The organism is Alkaliflexus imshenetskii DSM 15055, from assembly GCF_000517065.1.
Classification (GTDB): domain Bacteria; phylum Bacteroidota; class Bacteroidia; order Bacteroidales; family Marinilabiliaceae; genus Alkaliflexus; species Alkaliflexus imshenetskii.
Window position 1 is genome coordinate 3,862,641 of sequence record NZ_KI912105.1, and the last position, 22,734, is coordinate 3,885,374.

Annotated in this window: 23 protein-coding genes; 15 read left to right on the forward strand and 8 right to left on the reverse strand. The window is 42.5% G+C overall.

Translation table 11 applies throughout. From position 1 onward, the window contains the following. Positions 1-4: 4 nt before the first annotated feature. From ALKIM_RS0116005 to ALKIM_RS0116020, 4 genes are all read left to right on the forward strand, one after another. Positions 5-1,456: a RimK family protein gene (locus ALKIM_RS0116005; RefSeq protein ID WP_026475522.1), complete on the forward strand. Its 1,452-nt coding sequence runs from the start codon at positions 5-7 to the stop codon at positions 1,454-1,456. 48 nt (positions 1,457-1,504) lie between these two features. Beyond that, positions 1,505-2,752 (forward strand): carboxylate-amine ligase, encoded by a 1,248-nt coding sequence (locus tag ALKIM_RS0116010; RefSeq protein WP_026475523.1) that lies wholly within the window; start codon positions 1,505-1,507, stop codon positions 2,750-2,752. After that, positions 2,749-3,447, forward strand: a complete 699-nt coding sequence (locus tag ALKIM_RS0116015) for an N-formylglutamate amidohydrolase (protein WP_026475524.1) — start codon at positions 2,749-2,751, stop codon at positions 3,445-3,447. The genes ALKIM_RS0116010 and ALKIM_RS0116015 overlap by 4 nt, the downstream gene beginning before the upstream one ends. Positions 3,448-3,518: 71 nt before the next feature. Beyond that, positions 3,519-4,451 (forward strand): TIGR01212 family radical SAM protein, encoded by a 933-nt coding sequence (locus ALKIM_RS0116020; protein WP_026475525.1) that lies wholly within the window; start codon positions 3,519-3,521, stop codon positions 4,449-4,451. Here ALKIM_RS0116020 and ALKIM_RS0116025 read toward each other — a convergent pair. Beyond that, on the reverse strand, positions 4,448-5,206 hold the full coding sequence (locus ALKIM_RS0116025) for a DUF4197 domain-containing protein (RefSeq protein ID WP_044118024.1): 759 nt from the start codon (positions 5,204-5,206) through the stop codon (positions 4,448-4,450). The genes ALKIM_RS0116020 and ALKIM_RS0116025 overlap by 4 nt on opposite strands. Before the next feature lie 57 nt (positions 5,207-5,263). Next, positions 5,264-7,174: a YgiQ family radical SAM protein gene (locus ALKIM_RS0116030; protein WP_235714439.1), complete on the reverse strand. Its 1,911-nt coding sequence runs from the start codon at positions 7,172-7,174 to the stop codon at positions 5,264-5,266. 172 nt (positions 7,175-7,346) lie between these two features. On the opposite strand from ALKIM_RS0116030, the gene ALKIM_RS0116040 reads away from it, so the two are divergent. The 8 genes from ALKIM_RS0116040 to ALKIM_RS0116075 all read left to right on the forward strand — a co-directional run bounded on the left by ALKIM_RS0116040 (position 7,347) and on the right by ALKIM_RS0116075 (position 14,850). Beyond that, positions 7,347-7,640: a hypothetical protein gene (locus ALKIM_RS0116040; protein WP_026475528.1), complete on the forward strand. Its 294-nt coding sequence runs from the start codon at positions 7,347-7,349 to the stop codon at positions 7,638-7,640. A gap of 9 nt (positions 7,641-7,649) precedes the next feature. After that, the gene (locus ALKIM_RS0116045) at positions 7,650-7,940 is read left to right on the forward strand and encodes a cell division protein ZapA (protein WP_026475529.1); all 291 of its coding nucleotides are present in this window, start codon (positions 7,650-7,652) and stop codon (positions 7,938-7,940) included. A 134-nt stretch (positions 7,941-8,074) separates the two neighbouring features. Then, positions 8,075-9,604 carry a ribonuclease Y gene (gene rny / locus ALKIM_RS0116050; protein WP_026475530.1) on the forward strand — a complete coding sequence of 510 codons (1,530 nt, stop codon included), beginning with the start codon at positions 8,075-8,077 and terminating at the stop codon, positions 9,602-9,604. Between the two features lie 134 nt (positions 9,605-9,738). After that, entirely contained in the window at positions 9,739-10,722 is a 984-nt protein-coding gene (locus ALKIM_RS0116055) for an SDR family oxidoreductase (RefSeq protein WP_026475531.1), read from the forward strand. Positions 10,723-10,773: 51 nt separating this feature from the next. Then, positions 10,774-11,889: a GDP-mannose 4,6-dehydratase gene (gene gmd / locus ALKIM_RS0116060; protein ID WP_026475532.1), complete on the forward strand. Its 1,116-nt coding sequence runs from the start codon at positions 10,774-10,776 to the stop codon at positions 11,887-11,889. Then, the gene (locus ALKIM_RS0116065; protein WP_026475533.1) at positions 11,889-12,974 is read left to right on the forward strand and encodes a GDP-L-fucose synthase family protein; all 1,086 of its coding nucleotides are present in this window, start codon (positions 11,889-11,891) and stop codon (positions 12,972-12,974) included. The genes gmd and ALKIM_RS0116065 overlap by 1 nt, the downstream gene beginning before the upstream one ends. A 46-nt stretch (positions 12,975-13,020) precedes the next feature. Continuing rightward, positions 13,021-13,509: a DUF4625 domain-containing protein gene (locus ALKIM_RS0116070; RefSeq protein WP_026475534.1), complete on the forward strand. Its 489-nt coding sequence runs from the start codon at positions 13,021-13,023 to the stop codon at positions 13,507-13,509. A 165-nt stretch (positions 13,510-13,674) separates the two neighbouring features. Beyond that, a complete protein-coding gene (locus tag ALKIM_RS0116075) occupies positions 13,675-14,850 on the forward strand; it encodes a MalY/PatB family protein (protein WP_026475535.1) in 1,176 nt (391 codons plus the stop codon). Positions 14,851-14,856: 6 nt separating this feature from the next. Here the strand turns inward: ALKIM_RS0116075 and ALKIM_RS0116080 are convergent, their stop codons facing one another. Further along, positions 14,857-15,738, reverse strand: a complete 882-nt coding sequence (locus ALKIM_RS0116080) for a DMT family transporter (RefSeq protein ID WP_044118025.1) — start codon at positions 15,736-15,738, stop codon at positions 14,857-14,859. Positions 15,739-15,892: 154 nt separating this feature from the next. On the opposite strand from ALKIM_RS0116080, the gene ALKIM_RS0116085 reads away from it, so the two are divergent. Beyond that, positions 15,893-16,720, forward strand: coding sequence for a M48 family metallopeptidase (locus ALKIM_RS0116085; RefSeq protein WP_026475537.1), 828 nt, complete (start codon positions 15,893-15,895; stop codon positions 16,718-16,720). A gap of 72 nt (positions 16,721-16,792) precedes the next feature. Here the strand turns inward: ALKIM_RS0116085 and kdsA are convergent, their stop codons facing one another. Continuing rightward, positions 16,793-17,614, reverse strand: coding sequence for a 3-deoxy-8-phosphooctulonate synthase (gene kdsA / locus ALKIM_RS0116090; protein ID WP_026475538.1), 822 nt, complete (start codon positions 17,612-17,614; stop codon positions 16,793-16,795). Positions 17,615-17,675: 61 nt separating this feature from the next. Beyond that, a complete protein-coding gene (locus tag ALKIM_RS0116095) occupies positions 17,676-18,956 on the reverse strand; it encodes a replication-associated recombination protein A (protein ID WP_026475539.1) in 1,281 nt (426 codons plus the stop codon). Positions 18,957-19,126: 170 nt separating this feature from the next. Between ALKIM_RS0116095 and ALKIM_RS0116100 the strand changes: the two genes are divergently transcribed. Together ALKIM_RS0116100 and msrA are read left to right on the forward strand one after the other, a co-directional pair. After that, positions 19,127-20,170 (forward strand): Gfo/Idh/MocA family oxidoreductase, encoded by a 1,044-nt coding sequence (locus ALKIM_RS0116100; protein WP_026475540.1) that lies wholly within the window; start codon positions 19,127-19,129, stop codon positions 20,168-20,170. Positions 20,171-20,344: 174 nt separating this feature from the next. Beyond that, a complete protein-coding gene (msrA, locus tag ALKIM_RS0116105) occupies positions 20,345-20,890 on the forward strand; it encodes a peptide-methionine (S)-S-oxide reductase MsrA (RefSeq protein WP_026475541.1) in 546 nt (181 codons plus the stop codon). 51 nt (positions 20,891-20,941) lie between these two features. Here the strand turns inward: msrA and ALKIM_RS19450 are convergent, their stop codons facing one another. The 3 genes from ALKIM_RS19450 to ALKIM_RS0116120 form a co-directional block, all read right to left on the reverse strand. Then, positions 20,942-21,469: a HEAT repeat domain-containing protein gene (locus ALKIM_RS19450; protein ID WP_052345610.1), complete on the reverse strand. Its 528-nt coding sequence runs from the start codon at positions 21,467-21,469 to the stop codon at positions 20,942-20,944. Positions 21,470-21,548: 79 nt separating this feature from the next. After that, a complete protein-coding gene (locus tag ALKIM_RS0116115) occupies positions 21,549-22,304 on the reverse strand; it encodes a protein-L-isoaspartate(D-aspartate) O-methyltransferase (protein ID WP_084555966.1) in 756 nt (251 codons plus the stop codon). Beyond that, positions 22,285-22,728 (reverse strand): hypothetical protein, encoded by a 444-nt coding sequence (locus ALKIM_RS0116120; RefSeq protein ID WP_026475543.1) that lies wholly within the window; start codon positions 22,726-22,728, stop codon positions 22,285-22,287. Before ALKIM_RS0116120 ends, ALKIM_RS0116115 begins: the two co-directional genes overlap by 20 nt. Between the last annotated feature and the right edge of the window lie 6 nt (positions 22,729-22,734).

Sequence of the window (22,734 nt, forward strand, 5' to 3'; positions counted from 1 at the left end):
TTTCATGAAAAAAATTATTGTAATCAATAATCCACAAAAGTGGGTAATTGAAATTCCCGGGGTTGAGGTTATCTCCCCAAAAGCTTATCTGGAGGAAGCAGTGTACGCCCGAATGAAAAATGTGCGGGTTTTCAATCTCTGCTATGATTATGCCTACCAGACACGCGGATACTATGTTTCACTACTCGCAGAAGCGCGTGGCCAGAAAGTAATACCATCAGTTAAAAATATATTAGATCTAAAAGCTCAGGGAATTGTAAAGTCTGTATCCGATGATTTGGATTTGCTTATTCAAAAATCATTTAAACACATACGCTCAGAAGAGTTTATATTGAGTGTCTATTTTGGTCACAATGTATCGCCTCAATATGACAAGCTGGCGCGTGAGCTCCATAAACTGTTTCAAGTACCATTCTTAAGAGCCAGGTTTGCGCTCAATGGTAAGAAGTGGGAGATACAATCGGTTAAAACAATTCCTTTTAAAGAGATACCGGAACATCACCTTGAGCTTGTAAACGGATTTGCCAGAAGCTATTTTAACCTTAAGCGCTACGACAAAGCTAAAATTGGAAAATACAAGTATGATCTGGCAATATTGGTTAATCCCGACGAAAAGGCGCCACCATCAAATAAGAAAGCAATTCTTAATTTTGTTGAAGCTGCTGAGAAACTTGGTTGCTACGTTGAGATAATATCGAAAGATGATTACAACAGGATTGGTGAGTTTGATGCCTTATTTATTCGTGAAACCACTTCGGTAAATCACCATACTTATCGTATGTCAAGACGTGCTCAGAGCGAAGGCCTCGCCGTAATAGATTCACCCGAATCGATACTTAAATGTGCCAACAAGGTATATTTGGCAGAGTTGTTAACACTCAACCGCATCCCAACGCCAAAAACCATAATCATTCATCGCGACAATGTGAAGGGTGTGGAGCATAAACTTGGTTTTCCGTGCGTGATAAAAATTCCCGATTCATCATTTTCTCAGGGGGTTGTAAAAGTTGGCTCATCTGATGAGATGCGTGTGAAAGTTAAGGAGATGATGAAGAGCTCAGATTTACTAATTGCTCAGGAATTTTTACCTACAAATTATGATTGGCGCGTAGGAGTTTTGAATAGCCAGGTGCTTTTTGTTTGCAAATACTACATGGCTAAAGACCACTGGCAGATATATAACTGGGAGAGTAAGAAAAAAGGTGATGTGACAGGAAATTTTGATATTTTCGAGATAAAGGATGTGCCTCCCTACATTATTGAAACTGCGCTTAAAGCCACCAGATTAATAGGCAATGGACTGTATGGCGTTGATGTTAAGGATGTGAATGGTAAAGCTTACATCATCGAAGTTAATGACAATCCAAATATAGATGCCGGAGTAGAGGATACCTTATTGCACGACAAGTTATATACCATGGTAATGGAGCATCTTTTAAGTTTGGTGTCTCATTAAACTAGTGTGTTATAACACTACTCCTAACTCAATTATAATCATGTAAATATGAACAGTGGTCTGAAAAAAACATTTTCGCTTTTTGAAGTAATCGGTGTTGAGTTAGAGTATATGATTGTTGATAGAGAGACTCTTGCTGTAAAACCTGTTTGTGATAAGTTACTTTCACACGCAGCCGGAAAACTGGTGTCTGATTACGACAATGGCGCAATTGCCTGGTCAAATGAGATTGTAAACCATGTGGTTGAACTGAAAACAAACGGGCCTGTTAACACTCTCGAAGGGCTTGATAGCCATTTTCATACCAATGTATTGCAAATTAATGATATCCTATTGCAATACAACGCAATGCTTCTGCCATCCGGCGCCCATCCGTGGATGAATCCATTTACTGAAACAAAGCTTTGGGAACATGAATACAATGAGATTTATGCATTGTATAACCGGATATTTGATTGCAGGGGTCACGGCTGGAGTAATCTGCAAAGCACGCACATCAACCTGCCATTTTCCGGCGATGAAGAGTTTGCTATACTTCATGCAGCCATAAGGCTGATTTTGCCACTGATTCCGGCTATCTCGGCCAGCACCCCGCTTTTAGATGGCCGTTTAACCGGATTTATTGACAGTCGGCTGGAGGCCTACAGACACAATCAGGATAAAATTCCATCCATAGCCGGGAAAATAGTGCCTGAAGCCGTTTTTTCGCAAAATGAGTATCATGAGCGGATTTTTAAAAAAATTGTGGATGACATTACGCCGTATGACAAGGATGGGGTTTTGGAGTATCAATTTCTCAATTCGCGGGGCGCTATAGCCCGTTTTGACCGCGGAGCCATTGAGATTAGGCTTATTGATATACAGGAGTGCCCACGGGCTGATTTGGCAATTGTAGCGTGTATTGTGGCTCTGCTTAAGAAGCTTACCAGAGGTGATTTTATCCCTCTCGAAGCCCAACAGGCATGGAGTGAGCACCGCCTTTATGATATTTTACTTGATACGATTCAGCATGGGGAAGACGCCATTATTCACAATCCTGAATATCTCAAATTGTGGGGAATGCCAGATAAACCTGTTACTGCCAGTGAATTGTGGAAATATCTGTTGCCCCTTTTGAAAATGGAGATGGATAGTGAGTCTTTTAATGATGTTGCATTTATTGTTGAGAAAGGAACACTAAGTTCACGCATAATCAATGCGTTAAATGGTGATACTTCACTCGAAAGGCAGATGAAAATATACCGCCAGTTATCCGAATCACTTATTACCAACCAACTCTTTAATTGTGTTTCATGAAGTTTTTTCTCTCGTGTGAGCACGGAGGTTGTCACATTCCAGAAAAATATGCCCTGCTTTTTAAGGATGCAGAACATGTTTTGTCAAGTCATCGAGGGTGGGATCCGGGTGCGCTCAAGCTCTTTAGGATGATGGATAGCGCATATACACACCACTCTGCTTACAATGAAGTGTCCCGTTTGCTGATAGAGTTAAATCGTAGTTTACATCACCGACAGTTATTTTCAACGTACACTGCAAGTATAAGCGATTCGCTTAAAGATGAGATAGTAAGGCAATATTATCTGCCATACCGCAACGCTTTTTCTGATGCTGTTGGCAGTGTGGTTCAAAACAATGAGATGGTATTTCATGTTTCAGTGCACTCATTTACCCCGGTACTAAACGATGTTACTCGCAATGCCGACATAGGTCTTCTCTATGATCCGCGTCATGGAATGGAAAAAGAGATAGCAAAACAATGGAAGCAGATACTTGTGTCCACCATTCCGGGAATCAGAGTACGCTTTAACTATCCTTACAGTGGCAAAGCGGATGGACACGTGGTAGCGCTACGCAAAACGTTTGGCAATCTTTATTCTGGTATTGAGTTGGAGATGAATAATGCTTTTTCAGAAAACGTTGAGGTTATGCGCCTTATTTCTCACTCATACAGTGTATTATGTGAAGATGTTAAGTCTCTTCAGCCGGTCTGAACCACTGGGGCGGGTTTGGAAAAATGGGATAGCATATATTTTCTTATCTTTGCGACTCAAAACAGATAGAGATGTCATACGCCTGGGGTCACGAGCGACGATATAACGATTTCAGTACCTACATTCGAAAACTTTTTAATGAAAGGGTTCAGAAAATATCCATACATGCCGGATTTACATGCCCCAATCGCGATGGGTCAAAAGGAACAGGTGGATGCACATTCTGTAACAATGAGTCCTTTAAACCCTCCTATTGTCAACCTGCAGTGTCTGTGTCCGACCAAATCACAAAAGGCATCTCCTTTTTCAGGGCAAGGCATCCGGAGGCTAAGTTTCTTGCCTATTTTCAAGCTTATACAAATACTTACGGTGAGTTGTCGCAACTAATTGATTTGTATGACGAAGCATTAACGCATTCAGAAGTTATCGGATTAATAGTTGGTACGCGCCCGGATTGCTTACCACCTGATGTGTTGGATTATTTTGCCGCACTGAATAAAAGAACCCATGTCACCATTGAACTCGGCGTTGAATCAACCAGCGATATCACACTAAACCGTGTAAATCGCGGCCACGATTTCAAAAGTACCCGCGATGCAGTAACCAGATTAGCTGACATGGGCATCTCTACCGGAGCCCATCTTATTCTTGGCTTGCCAGGCGAATCCCGTGAGGAGATGTTGATGCATGCCAGCAGAATTTCTGATCTACCCATCAATTATTTAAAGGTGCATCAGTTACAATATGTGAAGGGCTCACAACTTGGTTCAGCCTTTCTTCAGAATCCTGAGAATTTCAGGGTGTTTGAAGTAGAAGAGTATGTGGAGCTGGTTGTTGACTTTTTGGAACGCGTTCGACCTGATATTGTGATGGAAAGATTTGCCAGCCAGGCACCGCACAATCTGCTTCTGGCACCCAAATGGGGACTCAAAAACTTTGAGTTTGTGCGGTTGGTAGACAAAAGATTGTCTGAGCGCGATACCTGGCAGGGTAAATTGTACTAGTTGGCAGCTTCTTTAGAGCCAAACACCCGTTTAAGGATGTCATTAACCCTTGCCATAGGATCGGTGCGTATTTTACTCTCTTCCAAAGCAAGTTTGACAAATAACCCGTCAAGCGCTCTTTGCGTCAGATAGCTTTCCAATTCCACTTCAACTTTGTTTAATCCTGCAATTTGGCCTGCCATTGAGCCTGCCAAACGGTTCCACTGGGAGGTTAATGTTTCCCAGCTTTCATTGGTAGAGATGCCTGCTACAAGCGCCTTGTCGAGAGATGTTTTAATTTTTGGCTGATAAAGGTTTTTGAGCTGTTCATACGTATTCGCTTTCAGATATTGCGTGGCAGCATTTTTATCTCCCTTTAGAATGTTAAATCCATCGCGGATGGTCATGCGTGTGATGGCATTCACAAAAATGGGGGTTACCTCTTTTGCCGCATCTTCGGCCGAGCGGTTTATGCGGATAATTAAATCCTGAAGCATTTTTTCACCACCCGGTATCCGATGTATGTTTTCAGTGATGACGGCCGCTTCGGGAGGAAGTAATATTCTTATCATTTCGTCACCATAGTATCCGTTGATACGCGATAAGCGACGGGCAGCCGAGTCAGTTCCAACTTTTAACGCTTCCTTCAAGCCTGAAACTACTTCAGTCTCGGTTAAGGGACGGTCGCTGTCAATTGTTTGAACTACTTGAAGTAATTCAGCGCAACTGCTTAAAATAAAAGCAGTAAAGGCTAATGCCATAAATTGTTTTCGCATATTTTCAAAATTGGTTTCATTACTTAATATTATAAAAAAATGATGATAGTTGCCTGTCTATTGTTTTCTTTTGTGCTTAGGGTTTGGCATTTTCTCATTTTTTGATTTTGCAACTGTGTTGTTACCAAAGAGTTCTTTCTCCAGTGACTGTAAGCCATTCTTTTTAAGGCTCGATGTTATCTCTTGTCGCATTTCGGGTTTATACCAAAAGAAGTATCGACGCTGGTTTAATTTATCATTTTTTAATTGAGCAGTAAACACTGGCTCAAGGGTATAAGGGTGATAACCGGAATAATAAATTACAGTGGCAACTGTCATCGGTGTTGGCGTGAAATCTTGAATTTGCTCAAGATTAAAATTGAGTTTTTTAGTTTCCACGGCAAGTCCGGCCATCTCCTTCTCCGTTGAACCCGGATGACTTGAAATAAAGTATGGGATTAACTGTTGGTTTAATCCTGCTGCTGCATTTATCTCATGAAACAACTTGTTAAACTCTTTGAATAGATGAAACCCCGGTTTGCGCATCAATTTAAGCACCTTATCTGATGAGTGTTCCGGAGCTACCTTTAACCTCCCGGATACATGACGCGTAATAAGCTCGCGCGCATAGGCATTGTGACTTTTTTGTTCTTTTTCGCTTGCTTTTGGGTTCAGAAACAGATCGTACCGCACACCGCTTCCAACAAATGATTTTTTCACCCCGGGAATTTTGTCAACTGCCTTGTACACATCAATAAGCGGTTCATGTGAGGTATTCAGGTTAAAACATACGGAAGGGTATATACACGAAGGGCGCTTGCATTTCCTGCAAATATCAAGATCATGCCCCTGCATTTTGTACATATTGGCACTTGGGCCTCCCAAATCAGATAAGTATCCTTTAAAATCATCCATTTCAGAGATTTTGGTTACTTCATCCAATATGGATTGTTTGGAACGGGATGTAATAAACTTCCCCTGATGTGCCGATATGGTGCAGAAACTGCATCCACCAAAACAACCTCGGTGCATGATAACCGAGTGTTTAATCATCTCATAAGCGGGAATTGGCCCTTTTTTCTGATATTTTGGATGTGGCAATCGGGTATATGGCAGGTTAAACGTTGCATCAAGTTGTGCTTCGCTCATTGGGGGGTACGGCGGATTAACAATGATTCTGTCATTGCCGCAAATCTGATGCAGTCTGGCTGCATCCATGCGATTTGATTCTACCTCAATGTGTTTAAAGTTTGCAGCATACTTCTTCTTATCTGCCAGACACGCTTCATGACTATTCAGTTCAATGCTATCCCATTTTTTATGGCTGGGAATTGATTCTTCCGCTGGCCTAATAATGGCCGTTTGTGGAATGGTGTTGAGCTGACTGAAAGGTACTCCCCGTTCCAATAGCCTGACCAATTCACGCAAAGGGGATTCTCCCATGCCATAAATTAGCAAGTCGGCACCCGACCATTGTAAAATACCCGGCATCAGCTGATCCTTCCAATAGTCATAATGTGTGAGTCTGCGCAGAGAGGCCTCTATGCCACCAATCACAACCGGCACATTCGGAAAAATATCTTTTAAAATACGTGAATAAACCGATGTGGCATAATCCGGTCTGAAGCCGGCCTTGCCATCAGGCGTATAAGCATCATCAGAGCGTAATCTTTTGCCTGCTGTGTAGTGGTTAACCATAGAGTCCATGTTACCGGCAGTCACAGCAAAAAACAGTCTGGGGCGACCCATCTTTTTAAAATCCCTTAAATCATCTCTCCAGTTAGGTTGCGGTACAATAACCACTTTTAATCCAAGTGACTCGAGAAGCCGGCCAATAACTGCAGATCCAAATGCCGGATGGTCAACGTATGCATCACCGGTGAACAGAACAACATCGGCCTGCTCCCAACCAAGAATTTCCATCTCCTTGACCGAAACCGGCAGCCATTTGTGTGGTTGAAGTAGATTTTTCAAAAATTTTTTCTGCAAAGTTATATTTTTTAATGGCAATAAAAATCACTTATATCCTTTATTCTGTAAGGATTAATTGCTACTTTCCCTATTCGGGTAAACAAATGCTGCATTTAAAAAAAATAAAAGTGTATCACTTTTTTTCTTAATTTTAAAACCAATGTTAATTTTGTGATGGAAATAAAGAAACATGATTAATCCAAACATCGATCTGGTCGTAAAATTAGAAGAGAAAATTGATCAATTGGTTGAACGTTATCGCGCTGAAAAAGAGGAGACTAAAATGTTGCGTGGTAGAATCGATCAGTTAACAAATCAATTGGAGCAAGCTGCCTCTTCTTATGCATTACTTGAAGATAGCTTCAATAAGTTAAAGATGGCCAGGACGTTAGAGGCTTCCAGCGAAGATGTTCGCGAAACGAAGCTTCGGATAAATCAAATTGTGCGGGAAATTGATAAATGTATTGCTTTATTGAATCGTTAATAGCATAATATGGATGACAAACTATCTATACGTGTAAATGTGGCTGACCGGTATTATCCGTTGCGTGTTGACCGTGATGATGAAGAGCGGATCCGAAAAGCAGCTAAACTGATTAACGATAAGGTATTACAGTATAAGCAGCGCTATAACGACAAGGATGTACAGGATTTTCTTGCCATGGCCGCGTTGCAATACGTGATTAAAGCCCTTGAAATTGAAACCACTCAGGATGCGACACCCGTTTTGGATGCCGTCGCTTTGTTGGATCAGAAGCTCGATCAGGTTCTGTCAGAGGAGTAGTGTTTTAAGGCTTACGAACAATAAACCCGCATTTTTCCTTGAATTAATCTGGTGTAACATGCTATTACATCGGCTTATAGGTTCATGGAGAGGTGCGTTTTTAGTATATATAACTCAAATTAAACGACAAAGTAATGAACATACTAATAGGAGTATTGGCCTTTATTGGCGGCAGTTTAGCCACGTGGGTCATCATTGTTCAGGCAATGAAATCCCGATCACGAAAAATAATTCGTGAGGCTGAATCAGAAGCTGAAGTAATTAAGAAGGACAAAATCCTTCAGGCCAAAGAGAAGTTTCTGCAGCTGAAAGCTGATTATGAGAAGGAGATTAACAGTAGAAACGCCAAAGTATTGGCCGTTGAAAATCGGTTGAAGCAGAAAGAGCTAGCCATATCTCAGAGATTAGAAGAATATCAGCGCAAGAAGAAAGAAGTTGATACCGTTCGTGAGAATTTGGATACACAACTTGAACTGGTTGAACGCAAAGAGGAAGAACTTGAAAGACTTCATAAGCAGCAGATTGATAAGCTCGAGTCCATCTCAGGCATGTCTGCCGACGAAGCCAAGGAAATCCTTATGGAGTCTCTGAAAGGCGAAGCAAAATCAGAAGCTATGTCATATATCAATGACATCATGGACGACGCCAAAATCAATGCCAACAAAGAGGCCAAACGAATTGTGCTGAATACAATACAGCGAGTGGCAACTGAAACTGCCATCGAAAATTCTGTGACCATTTTCCATATTGATTCTGACGAGATTAAAGGTCGCATCATTGGTCGTGAAGGACGAAATATTAGGGCGTTGGAAGCAGCTACAGGCGTTGAAATTATAGTGGATGACACCCCTGAAGCAATTGTTTTATCAGCTTTTGACCCCATGCGTCGTGAAATTGCCCGTTTGGCACTACACCAATTGGTTACCGATGGCCGTATTCACCCGGCTCGTATCGAGGAGGTGGTGAATAAAGTACGCAAACAGGTTGAGGAAGAGGTTATTGAAACCGGAAAACGGACAACCATTGACATGGGCGTTCATGGTTTGCATCCCGAGTTAATCAAGCTGGTGGGTAAGATGAAATACCGCTCATCGTATGGGCAAAACCTATTACAGCATAGCCGTGAAACCGCTAACTTGTGTGCCCTGATGGCATCTGAACTGGGACTGAATGCCAAGCGAGCCAAGCGAGCCGGTTTGTTACATGATATTGGTAAAGTTTCTGATGAGGATCCGGAATTGCCACACGCCATTCTTGGTATGAAGCTGGCTGAGAAATATAAAGAGAAACCTGATATTTGCAATGCAATTGGTGCGCACCACGATGAAGTGGAGATGACAACCATGATTGCACCAATTATTCAGGTGTGTGATGCCATTTCAGGTGCGCGCCCCGGTGCCCGTCGCGAAGTGGTTGAAGCATATATCAAGCGACTGAAAGATTTGGAAACACTTGCATTAAATTATCCCGGTGTTTTGAAAACCTACGCCATACAGGCTGGTCGTGAGTTGCGTGTAATAGTGGGCAGTGAAAAGGTTACTGATAAAGAAGCCGAAGAGTTATCCTACGATATTGCTAAGAAAATACAAACGGAAATGACATATCCCGGACAAGTAAAAATTACCGTTATCAGGGAAACGAGAGCAATAAGCTACGCCAAGTAGTTATAACCAATTCAAAAACAAGTAAAGGGCGGTGCCACGGCATCGCCCTTTTGCATACAAGAAACAAGCCTTGGTCATTTTATTTCTGTTGACACGGATTAATTTGTTATTTTTGCATCACTAACCGAAAATCAATGGCTATTATCGAAAACAGCAGCGTTCTGGTAACCGGCGGCGCCGGTTTTATTGGTTCCAACATCATAGATAAGTTGATGAATCAGGGCAACCGGGTAGTGTGCCTCGACAATTTTTCAACAGGTAAACGGGATAATATAGCCCACCACTTGCCAAACGCCAATTTTAAATTGATAGATGGCGATATAAGAGATTTTGCAACCTGTACAAAGGCAACACAAGGAGTTGATTTTGTGCTCCATCAGGCTGCATTAGGTTCCGTGCCACGTTCAATAAAGGATCCGATAACCACCAACGAGGTAAATGTAACAGGATTTCTAAATATGCTTGTGGCATCAAGCGATGCAGGTGTAAAGCGTTTTGTTTATGCTGCAAGCAGTTCTACTTATGGTGATAGTAAAGAGTTGCCTAAGGTGGAAGAGCGCATTGGAAACCCTTTGTCGCCTTATGCGGTAACTAAATATGTGAATGAATTATATGCAAATGTGTTTTCATCGGTGTATAAGATGGAGATTATTGGTTTGCGCTATTTCAATGTGTTTGGTCCACGACAGGATCCTAATGGTGCTTATGCGGCCGTTATACCGCTCTTCGTAAAATCACTTATCTCTAAAACATCGCCATTGATAAACGGAGATGGAAACTTCTCAAGGGATTTTACCTATGTGGCCAATGTGGTGCAGGCCAATGAACTTGCCGCAACAACAACCAGTACAGAAGCTATTAATACTGTATATAATATTGCCTGCGGCACCAGAACAACACTTAACGAGCTATTCAGCGTAATAAAAGGCGAATTGTCTGCTTTTGATGCGGAAATAGTCCACACCAAGGCAATCTATGGTCCCGAGCGTGCAGGCGATGTGCCGCACTCACTTGCCTCAATCAGCAAGGCGCAAAAGTTTCTCGACTATATGCCAACTCATTCTTTTTCTCAAGGTATTAAGGAAGCAATTGGCTGGTATTGGGAAAATCTTGCCTGATTATTTTAATCACAAACAGTTTCATACATTATTATACTAGTACAAATCAAAATGTCAAAAACAGCATTAATTACAGGAGTAACCGGTCAGGATGGAGCCTATCTGTCTGAATTTCTTTTGAAAAAGGGATATACCGTTCACGGTATCAAACGCCGTTCGTCGTTGTTTAATACTGAAAGAATCGACCACATCTATCAGGATCCTCACGCCGAGAACCGTAATTTCACTTTACATTATGGTGATTTAACCGATTCGACAAACCTTATCCGCATTATACAAGAGACACAACCGGACGAAATATATAACCTGGCAGCCATGTCACATGTGGGGGTTAGTTTTGATACACCAGAGTATACTGCAAATGCTGATGGCATCGGAACCTTGCGATTTCTTGAAGCGATAAGGCTTTTGGGATTAACACAGAAAACCAAGTTCTATCAGGCTTCAACCAGCGAATTGTATGGTTTGGTGCAGGAGGTTCCACAAAAGGAGTCTACACCTTTTTATCCGCGTAGCCCATACGCTGTGGCTAAGTTATATGGTTACTGGATAACCGTAAACTATCGTGAAGCCTACAACATGTATGCCTGCAACGGTATTCTTTTTAACCATGAGTCGCCCATTCGTGGTGAAACTTTTGTTACCCGAAAAATTACACGTGCTGTATCACGCATTGGTCTTGGATTACAGGATAAACTCTATTTGGGAAATTTATCGGCACAGCGCGACTGGGGGCATGCCAAGGATTATGTAAAAGCAATGTACCTTATTTTGCAACAAGATGAGCCTGATGATTATGTGGTTGCAACCGGTGTAACCACTGAGGTTCGTGAGTTTGTGCGTATGTCATTTTCCTACCTTGGTTGTGAAATTGATTTTAGGGGCAAAGACGCCGAAGAGAAAGGATATATTGTTTCAAGCACCAACGAGGAGTTTGCCCATTTAATAGGCAAATGTGTTGTGGAAGTGGATCCTCGCTACTTTAGACCCACAGAGGTAGAACTGCTTATTGGCGACCCTTCTAAAGCGAAAATGAAATTGGGATGGGAACCAAAGTATGATCTTGATGCGCTGGTTCAAGATATGATGCAGTCCGATCTCAAATTGATGAAGAAGGAGAAATACCTGAGAGAGGGCGGATATCAAACGCTAAACTACTTTGAATAATGCAAAAAAGCAGTAGAATATATATAGCAGGACATCGCGGTTTGGTTGGTTCGGCTATCACACGGCATCTGCAAACCGAGGGGTTTACCAATCTGATTTTACCCGGCAGGTCGGATTTGGATTTGGTGAATCAGGACCAAGTGTCTGCTTTTTTTGAAAAAGAGAAGCCCGAATATGTTTTTCTGGCCGCTGCCAAGGTGGGTGGCATAATGGCAAACAATACATACCGTGCAGATTTTATTTATGAGAATCTGCAAATACAGAACAACATCATACACAACGCCTGGAAACATGGGGTTAAGAAACTTCTCTTTTTGGGAAGTTCCTGCATATATCCCAAGTCATGCCCACAACCCATGAAGGAGGAGTATCTGCTCACCGATACTCTGGAGTATACAAATGAGCCTTATGCAGTGGCAAAAATTGCCGGAATGAAAATGTGTGAATCCTATAACATCCAATATGGGACAGATTTTGTATCCGTAATGCCAACAAACCTTTATGGACCAAATGACAATTACAATCTGCAAGGTTCACATGTTTTACCTGCTCTTATCCGTAAGATGCATCTGGGAAAATCTTTAGTTGAAGGTCAAATGACCGAAATTCGTAAAGATTTAAGTAAGCGTCCAATGCACGGATACACCCCTGATATGTCGGACGATGAAATTGTAACCAGACTTCAGGAGTTTGGAATTTTTATGGGTGATAAAGGTGTTGAGATTCGTTTGTGGGGCACAGGTACGCCCCGGCGTGAGTTCTTGCATTCTGATGATTTGGCCGAGGCGGTTGTTTTTGTCATGAAACATGTTAGTTTTGCAGATGTAGTTAATGAAAGAGGGCTGCAGGAAGTTCGAAACACACATATAAATGTTGGCTCAGGTGTTGATCTTTCCATTTCAGAACTGGCACTGTTGGTTCAAAAGATAACCGGATACAGCGGCGAAATTAGCTGGGATTCGTCAAAACCCGATGGAACCTATCAAAAATTGATGGATGTGTCACGGTTGAAACAACTGGGCTGGCAAGCCCGGATATCATTAGAAGAAGGCATTAAAAAAGTTTACGATGATTATAAAAACTGATACCCAAATCCGCTGAAACTGTTTATTAATCCCCAAATTAAATAACATGAACAGAGTTTGTATTGATGTGCGCGAAAAGTTTCGTGCTACAAAGGGTTTTATGACCCGAAAAGTTTTAATGGTTCTGATAGGTGCGGCACTTATTGCTGTTTCTGGTTGCAAAAAAGATGACCCAAAAGACGAGACACCTCCAGTGATTGAAATCTCAAAACCCGTAGAAAACGATCTCTATCTGATAACCGATTTTATCGAGTTTAGCGGCAGGTTTTCAGACGATAAAGAGCTGGACAGGGTAGAGGTATCGCTCATCTACCTTGGGCAGGTGAGTCCGTCAGCAGGCAGACTAAAAGATACGGGAGCCTGGGAGCCACAGCAGGTAATAACCTTGACAGGGGCTGCACAAAATTTTCAGGATTTTAAGTTGTTTAACATGGCAATTCCTGACAGAACCTACGGTTTTTTTAAACTCCGTTTTGAGCTCTTTGATAAAGAAGGCAACTCTTCGTTGAAGGAGATCGTCATATCAATCAGCTAAAATCGGATTGTGTTTAAATGTTGGATTTTTTATGCAGGTACTGCTAATGATTATGCGTAAAAGATAGTCCTAACATGCTAATTAAAAGCTGATATGAGTTTGAGTGGGTGTATACTGTATTAGTTATCAGGATTTTGTAACTACCTTAGGGTGAAATGATATTGCATGTCGCAGTTTGATGAAATCTATAATAGAGAAGGAACCCGTGCCATAAAGCTGGAGTATCGGGACAAGGTGTTTGGTAATTCAGATGTTATTCCATTATGGGTGGCAGATATGGATTTTGCTGCACCACCTGCTGTACTCAAGGCTTTGCAACAAAGGATGGCGCATCCGCTTTTTGGTTATACCAATCGTCCGAAACCATTTTTTGAAGCCATTCAGAGTTGGGTTAAGCGCAGATTTAACTGGGATGTGGAGCAATCGTGGATTGAGTTTTCGCCCGGAGTGGTACCCAATTTGGGGCTGGCAGTTCAGGCGTTTACAAATCCTGGTGATGGTGTAGTGGTACAGCCGCCGGTTTATCCGCCTTTCTTTGGTGTGGTAAAGGATTTTGGCCGCAAGGTAGTTGAAAACCCATTGATTGAGACCGAGAGTGGCTACGTGATGGATTTAGAGCATTTGGATAAAGTGACATCCTCACCTGATGTAAAGTTATTCCTTTTGTGCCATCCCCACAACCCGGTTGGGCGGGTATGGTCACCTGATGAACTGCTTAAAATGGGTGAGATCTGCCTGAAAAATGGTGTAACAATCATTTCGGATGAAATTCATTGCGACTTAACGCTATTTGGCCATCAGCATCAACCTTTAGCTACTTTGTCGCATGATATAGCCAACATTACAGTTACCTGTATGGCACCCAGCAAGACATTTAACCTGGCTGGGTTTAGTACTTCTTATATGATTTCATCCAACCCAGAACTCTTAAATGCTGTGCGGCAACAAGTCATGGGCTACCATTTGCACATGGGAAATACTTTTGGTGCTGTGGCGCTTGAGGCTGCATATAACGATTCAGAGGATTGGCTCGAGGAGTTAAAACCTTATCTGGAGAGTAACATAAATCTGGTAATTCAATTTTTAAAGACCCACATGCCCGAAGTAAAAGCCAGAAAACCAGAGGCCACTTATCTTATGTGGCTCGATTTTAGGGCTTGGAAACTAAACTCTTCAGAATTGAAGAATTTTATGGTTCACAAAGCCGGGCTGGGATTAAATGATGGTGTAACTTTTGGTAAAGAGGGCCGAGGTTTTATGCGAATGAATATGGCCAGCCCTCAAAGTGTGATAGAAAAGTCACTGAGTCAGCTGCTTACAGCGTATGAGTCTATGAAGTAGTCTAATTTAACCTCTGGTGGGAAATTTCTTTCGCAAAACCGGAAATAAGAATACTGCTGATAACACAATTAATGTCCCCAGGTAAAAGCCAGGGGACATTTTTTCTGTATCGCCAAACATGAAAAATGCCATTAGTATTCCATAAACCGGTTCAAGGTTTACAGTCAACACCACGGTATAGGCCGACAGACTTTTCATCACTTTTACGCTGGCCATAAAGGCATAGGATGTACAAACAATGCCTAGCAGTAAGAGATATATCAAATCGTTTTCTTTGGGAATGGGAAAATATGCGTTAAAACTTCCACTGACAAGCATAAATAGGGTGATTGCCAGAAATCCGCCACCCATCTCATAAAAACTGATTGTAACAGGATGGTGTTTTTTTACCAATGCTTTGTTGAGCACGGTAAATAGAGCCGCCAGAAACGCCGATAACAGCGCAATCAGGATGCCCAAAAAGTGATCCGGCTCAAATTGGAAAATGATATAAAGTCCGATGATGATCACAACACCGGTTAACACCTCCAAAAAAGAGATTCGCCGCCTGATAATTGCGGGCTCTAAAAAACTTGTAAATAGCGTTGTGGAAGCAAGGCATCCCAACGCAACAGAAATTGTGGATATCTTTATGGCATGAAAGAAGGTAATCCAGTGAAATGCGACAATGAAACCAATCCCAACCATAACCATTAGCGATTTGGGCGATACATCTATTCGTTTTTTAAGACCCAAAAGCATCAAACCCAAGGTTACGAAAGCAATCAGCATCCTATACCAAACCAACGAAATGGCATCGAGTGTTATTAACCTGCCCAGGATGGCAGTAAATCCATAAATAAATACAATAATGTGCAGGTGTATAAGATGCTTTTTGTATTGTTCCATTGGCATGATTTTAGATGCGCCAAAAATGCAAAATATCCCGCAATTTTAGGCTCATAATTGCGGTAATTAAGTGTTGTATTTGAGTGGTTTTGATTAATTTTATTGAATTAATAGAACATCTCGGAAACGATAATCTAATCCAAAAAAACAAACTATGAATACTGAAAAGAGGAATTACATTGGTTTAGTTGTAATTGCTGTTACATTGACATCTTTTTTATGGGCATGTTCCACTGTACCCATAACCGGAAGACGGCAGTTCACTCTCATTCCTGAATCGGAATTAATGGCGATGAGTTTTACGCAGTATTCCCAATTTTTGCAAGAGAGCAAACTTTCCACCAATAAAGAGCAAACAGCATTGGTTAAAAACGTAGGCACAAGAATATCCGTGGCTGTGGAAAAGTATTTTGCCGACAAGGGACTATCTAATCAGTTGGCAAATTTTCAGTGGGAGTTTAATCTGATTGAGGATGACACGCCCAATGCCTGGTGTATGCCGGGAGGTAAGGTGGTTTTTTACACTGGCATATTACCTATTACAAAGGATGAGCACGGAATAGCCGTGGTGATGGGGCATGAAATTGCACATGCGGTGGCCAAACATGGGAGCGAACGAATGAGTCAACAACTTGGCGTGCAGTTTGGAGCGGTAGCTCTAAGCGCCATTTTAGCAGAGAAGCCGCAGGAAACGCAAAACCTCTATATGATGGCTTATGGTGCCACATCCCAAATGGCATTAATCTTACCTTATTCCAGAACGCATGAGTATGAGGCGGATCGATTGGGGTTGATATTCATGGCTATGGCAGGGTATGATCCATCGGCAGCTGTTGATTTTTGGAGCAGGATGGCTGCTTTAAGCGGTAGAGGTAGTTCTATGGCATTTTTGAGCACACACCCATCCGACGAAGCGCGTATTCGTAATCTGCAAAAAGTGCTTCCGGAGGCGATGTCATATTATCAGCCTGCAACCAGGTAAGCATAGTACAGAAATAAAAAGGCACCGCAACCAATTGGTTAGCGGTGCTTTTTTGTTTACATCCGTTTGTTACTAAAGTCTGTTCACGGCATCTCTTATTATTGACAGTTTGGTAAGCAAGTTCTCTAGCAAGTCGAGCCGAAGCATGTTGGCGCCATCCGATTTGGCGTTGGCGGGATCGTGATGTGTTTCAAGAAAAAAGCCATCAACCCCAACAGCCACACCTGCACGTGCTACTGTTTCAATGAGTTCAGGCTTTCCGCCGGTAACACCTGACGATTGGTTGGGTTGCTGCAGCGAATGGGTGATATCCAGAACAACAGGCGCTCCCAGTTTTTGCATGGCCGGAATTCCTCTGTAGTCCACAATTAAGTCCTGATAGCCGAACATGGTACCTCTATCGGTTATCATCACGTTTGGGTTGCCACAATCGCGCACTTTCTCTACAGCATACTTCATGGCGTCGGGTGCCAGAAACTGTCCCTTTTTGATGTTTACTACTTTACCTGTATGCGCAGCAGCCATCACAATGTCAGTTTGTCGGCAAAGGAAGGCAGGAATCTGTAAAACATCTACATATTCGGCAGCCATAGCCGCCTCTTCTGCCGAGTGGAAATCGGTAACGGTTGGTACATCAAAGGTTTCACTTACTTTGCGAAGAATTTTCAGTGCCTTTTCATCGCCGATGCCGGCAAATGAGTCGATGCGTGAACGGTTTGCTTTACGGTATGAGCCTTTAAATACGAAAGGTATTTTCAACTTATCTGTTACCCGTAAAATTTCTTCGGCAATACGCAGCGCCATCTCTTCACCCTCGATGGCACAGGGACCGGCCAACAAAAAAAACTGGCCGCTGTCGGTATGTTTTATTTTTGGAATGTTGCTAATAGTCATTTTATTGATTGTTAGTTAATTTGATACGCGAGTGATGATATTTTTTAAGTCTGATATACGGTTACTTGTATCTTTCTTTCCACAAATATTGCATTCTTTCTCGAAGTTTGGCCTCCTGGGAGTTATCCTGTGGCGACCAGAGCTGATGTCCCTTAAGTTTTTCAGGCAGATATTCCTGTTCGGCAAAATTGTCACGATAATCGTGCGCGTATTTATAGGATTTTCCGTAATCGAGTTCTTTCATCAGTTTGGTTGGCGCATTTCTGAGATGAAGCGGAACAGGCAGGTTACCGGTCTCTCTAACCAGGGCTTGCGCCTGATTGATGGCCATATAAGCCGAATTGCTTTTGGGGCTGGTGGCCAGATAGATGGTAACTTCGCTAAGAATGATGCGTGACTCGGGCCAACCCACCATGTGAATGGCTTCAAAGCAATTGGTGGCTAGCAGAAGCGCATTGGGGTTGGCCAGACCAATATCTTCAGCGGCAGAAATGATGAGACGCCGGGCTATGAATTTTGGATCTTCGCCGCCTTCAACCATGCGTGCCAGCCAATAAACGGCTCCGTCGGGGTCACTTCCGCGAATGGACTTGATAAACGCGGAGATGATATCGTAATGCATCTCACCATTCTTGTCGTATTGCGCCGGATTTTGCTGCAATAGTTTGGTGACAAGCTCATTGGTGATTACTATCTCTTCGTCTTCATTGTGGGCGTTTACAATTAGCTCAACAATGTTGAGAAATTTACGCGCATCGCCACCGGCAAAACGAAGCAAAGCATCATCCTCCTCAATCTTGAATTTCCGGTTCTTTAAAACCACATCGTCAGTGGAAACCTTTAGCCATAAATCCATCAGATCATCATTACCCAGATGCTCAAGTACGTAAACCTGACATCGCGACAGCAATGGTGATATGACTTCGAAAGAGGGATTTTCGGTTGTGGCGCCAATTAATGTGACAATTCCCTCTTCCACAGCGCCCAACAGGCTATCTTGTTGCGATTTGCTAAAACGGTGTATTTCATCGATAAAAAGGATGGACGATGCTGTATTGAAAAACCGCGAATTGCGCGCCTTTTCTATGGCTTCGCGTACATCTTTCACACCGGAAGAGACGGCCGACAGAGTGTAGAACGGCCGTTGAAGCTGATTGGCAATGATGCGTGCCAATGTGGTTTTTCCAACACCTGGCGGTCCCCACAAAATGATGGATGAGAAGCGTCCCGACTCAAGCATATTGCGCAACACAGCCCCTTCACCCACCAGATGTTTTTGTCCGATGTAGTCATTCAGATTTTTAGGACGCATGCGCTCAGCCAGCGGTGGATAACTGCTCATTTTTTATTTGAAATTATTTATCACAAAGGTAGCTAATTTGATGGAAAAAAGGGGGGTGTTTGAAAGGTGTTGTGACCAAACTTAGGTGTCAAAATCGGCAATCGTAAAAAGTTATTAAGGCATAATTGCTATGTTTTTATTATTTTTCAGCGTTATATCAAAATTGAATTATGACACAGCCCATTAAAACAGCATTGGCATCGTTTGGAATGTCGGGTAGGGTATTTCATGGCCCATTGCTTTTAAACAATTCAGATTATGAGCTCACACATATTGTTCAGCGCTCATCCAACTCGGCTCAAGCGTTTGCGCCAAAAGCCAAAGTAGTTTCGTCATTCGAAGCCATGTTGGCCAACGATGACATCGAACTTGTGATTGTGAATACACCCGATATGCTGCACTTTGAACAGACGCGCCTGGCGCTGGAGTCCGGAAAGCATGTGGTGACAGAAAAGCCATTTGTTCAATCCTTTTCAGAAGGGGAGAAGTTACTGAAGTTAGCAGCAGATAAAGGGGTTGTGCTATCAGTGTTTCAAAACAGGCGATGGGACAACAGTTTCATGACCGTAAGAAAAGTGATGCAAGAAGGCTTGCTTGGCCGTTTGGTTGAGTATGAAGCACGCTATGATCGCTATCGCACCTGGGTGGCCGACTCCTGGAAAGAGCAATCAGGCATTGGGGTTGGTATTTTGCAGAATCTTGGCTCACATCTTATTGACCAGGCACTGGTGTTGTTTGGCATGCCTTCTGGCGTGTTTTGCAAACTAAATGCAATGAGGGACAACTCGCAAGTAAGTGATTATTTTGATGTGAAGCTGATATATCCGAATTTAAGTGTGACCCTAAAGGCCAGTTATCTTGTGCGTCAACCTGGTCCGGCTTATGTTTTACATGGTGTCAACGGCACGTTTGTGAAGCATGGACTCGACCCACAGGAGGATGCATTAAATCGCGGATTAACGCCTGGCACCGAAGGATGGGGCAGTGATCCGGAAGCGCTCTATGGAACAATTAATAGTGATATTTCTGGTCTACACTTTATGGGAAGAATTGAAACGATACCCGGAAACTATCAGGCATACTATAACGAATTGTATCACGCCATTAGATTTGGAAAGCCGGCACCTGTGCAAGCTTTCGAAGCACTAAATGTGATTCGTGTTATTGAAGCTGCTGTGCGAAGTAATGAGATTAATAGAATTGTAGAGTTGTAATAATCCGATTTTTGAACATTGTTGGTGCACTAGCTGAACAAGAAGCTTTTCAGGATTGTTTAATAGATGGGTTTTGCATCTATCCATTTAAATCTTTAGATCATACTAACAACTATTGAAATGAGGCGGGTGATTTATATGGTTTTGTTGGTTTTTACTTCATTTTTCGGTGTTATGGCAAATGAAAGAAAAGAGACAGCTGTGCTGGGCGGAGGATGTTTCTGGTGTCTTGAAGCTGTGTATCAGAAAGTTCGTGGCGTGCATGAAGTTGTATCCGGATACAGTGGCGGGACAATAAAAAATCCTGCATATAGGGAGGTGACAACCGGACGAACAGGACATGCCGAAGTGGTAAAAATTACATTCAACCCGGATGTAATTTCTTACGAGATTATACTCTCCATTTTTTTCACTATACACGATCCCACCACGCTCAATCGTCAAGGAGCCGATGTGGGAACGCAATATCGTTCTGTTATTTTCTATCAGGATGAGAAGCAGAAAGAAACAGCGCTGCAATTGATGAAGAGCATTTCGGAAGAGAAGGTCTTTGCAAACCCTCTGGTAACGCAGTTGGTAGCATCGGCTCCGTTTTATGTGGCTGAAGAGTATCATCAAAATTACTATAGCCGAAATCAGGAGCAACCTTATTGCCAGGTTGTTATATCACCTAAAATTAATAAGTTCAGAAGTCGTTTTAGTGAGTGGTTAAACAAATAGTTTCTGCAATATCTGTTTTTCAGCAGAAGCGTTCTGCCCGGCCTGATTTTATTATGGTTCCGATACTTCTTTATTCAGCAATTGAAGTATTTTCTTTCCACGACTTCGAAATCCGGGTGTTCCATTTTGCATGCCGGTTTCGATAATTGGGATAAGTTCCACAGACAGTTCGGGATAGATTGTGCTGAGGTTACCCAATACCGTCATGGCATTGGCCTTTACAGCTACAGGACTTTTTAAATCGGATAACCACCGGATACAGCAGTCAACCACTCGTCCATCCTCTATCATTGCGGGATCTACATCGCCCAAAATTCGGGTGATGTGTCTTCTGACACCAGGATGTGGCGTTGAAATGAGAATGTTGATGAGGAGATCAAAAACAGGCATTATTTTATCCGGATTGATACGTGCAAAATTGTCGAGCACCCAGGCTGCTCGCCAGGCCACTGTCGCATTGTTATTTTGCATACACTCCAAAACCGAAGATATTTCGTTGGGATTTGTCTCCAGAATGTTGGCAATCACGCGGCTTTGACCGCCTGAGTCAATTTCAGTCAGAATTTTAATCCAATTCATCCACTTTTAGCTTAATCGCGATGGTATAGTGTGTAAATATGAGAAAATTTTCAATAGAAATAGCTGCGTATTGTTGAATTTACCTGTCTATCATGGGCACAAAGCGCACCGGCATGAGTGTTGTGGTTGTAATTTTATCACCCTTTTTACGCACCAGTTTAAGATATTGAAGACTATTGACAGGGCCAACGGGCAATACCATTACGCCACCATCTGCCAGTTGTTCAATTAGTTTTGGAGGGATTTCTTCCGGGGCAGCGGTTACCACAATGGCATCGAATGGTGCATGTTCAGGCCAGCCCAGATATCCATTTCCAGCCATCACCGTCACGTTGGTAAAGTTTAAATTATCAAGTGTTTGTTGTGCTTGTTTGGCCAGTTCGGGCACCAATTCAATGGTATAAACTTCACATTCGAGTTGAGCCAAAATGGCTGCCTGATATCCAGACCCTGTTCCTATTTCGAGCACTTTCATGCCGGCTTTTGGGTTGATTTGCTCGGTCATGAACGCCACGATATAGGGTTGGGAAATGGTCTGGTTATATCCTATTGGCAGTGGACGATCTTCATAGGCCATCCGCTTCATCTCATCAGGAACAAACTCGTGCCGGGGAACCTCACGCATGGCATCCAAAACAGATTTTGAACGAATGTCGCGACTACGCAATTGTTCATTCACCATTTTTGCTCTGAGAGTGTTCCAATTTTGAGCCATAAGCGAATTGTTATTCATTATAAGCAAGGTAGTAAGTAACAATACAAGCACAGCCGGTGCCTTTAAGTACCGGCTGTGTTTTTGCTTTATGATTTGATATTTAATGAACTGCTTTTGCATGTTTTGCATGGTAATTCTCAAAGAAAAGTTTTACATGAGCCACAAGTTGTCTTTCGGTCATTTTATCAGCCGATTCAACAATAACAGGTTTATGTGAGAAGGATTGGTGCTTTTTAAGTTCCTTATCGAGCTCTATTTTAGCTGTTGCCGGCCCAAACAAATATAGAGTGTTGGTGTCCGCGTCAATTTCATGAACAATTTTGCTGAGATACTGATGCATCTGTTGTTTTCTGCGGTTGGTAACTTTACTTGATGTATTGGTCAGCAGTGAGCCCAATCTCGAAAATGGCTTTTTTTCGCCCGGGAAGCGGGTTCTGGATTCAATTCCTGATTCAAGAATACGGATGTTTTCATTTTTTCCGTCGTCCAGACTGACTAAAACAGCTTTGCTGGTATTCAACCAGATTCCAATCTCTTTTCTCATGATTAA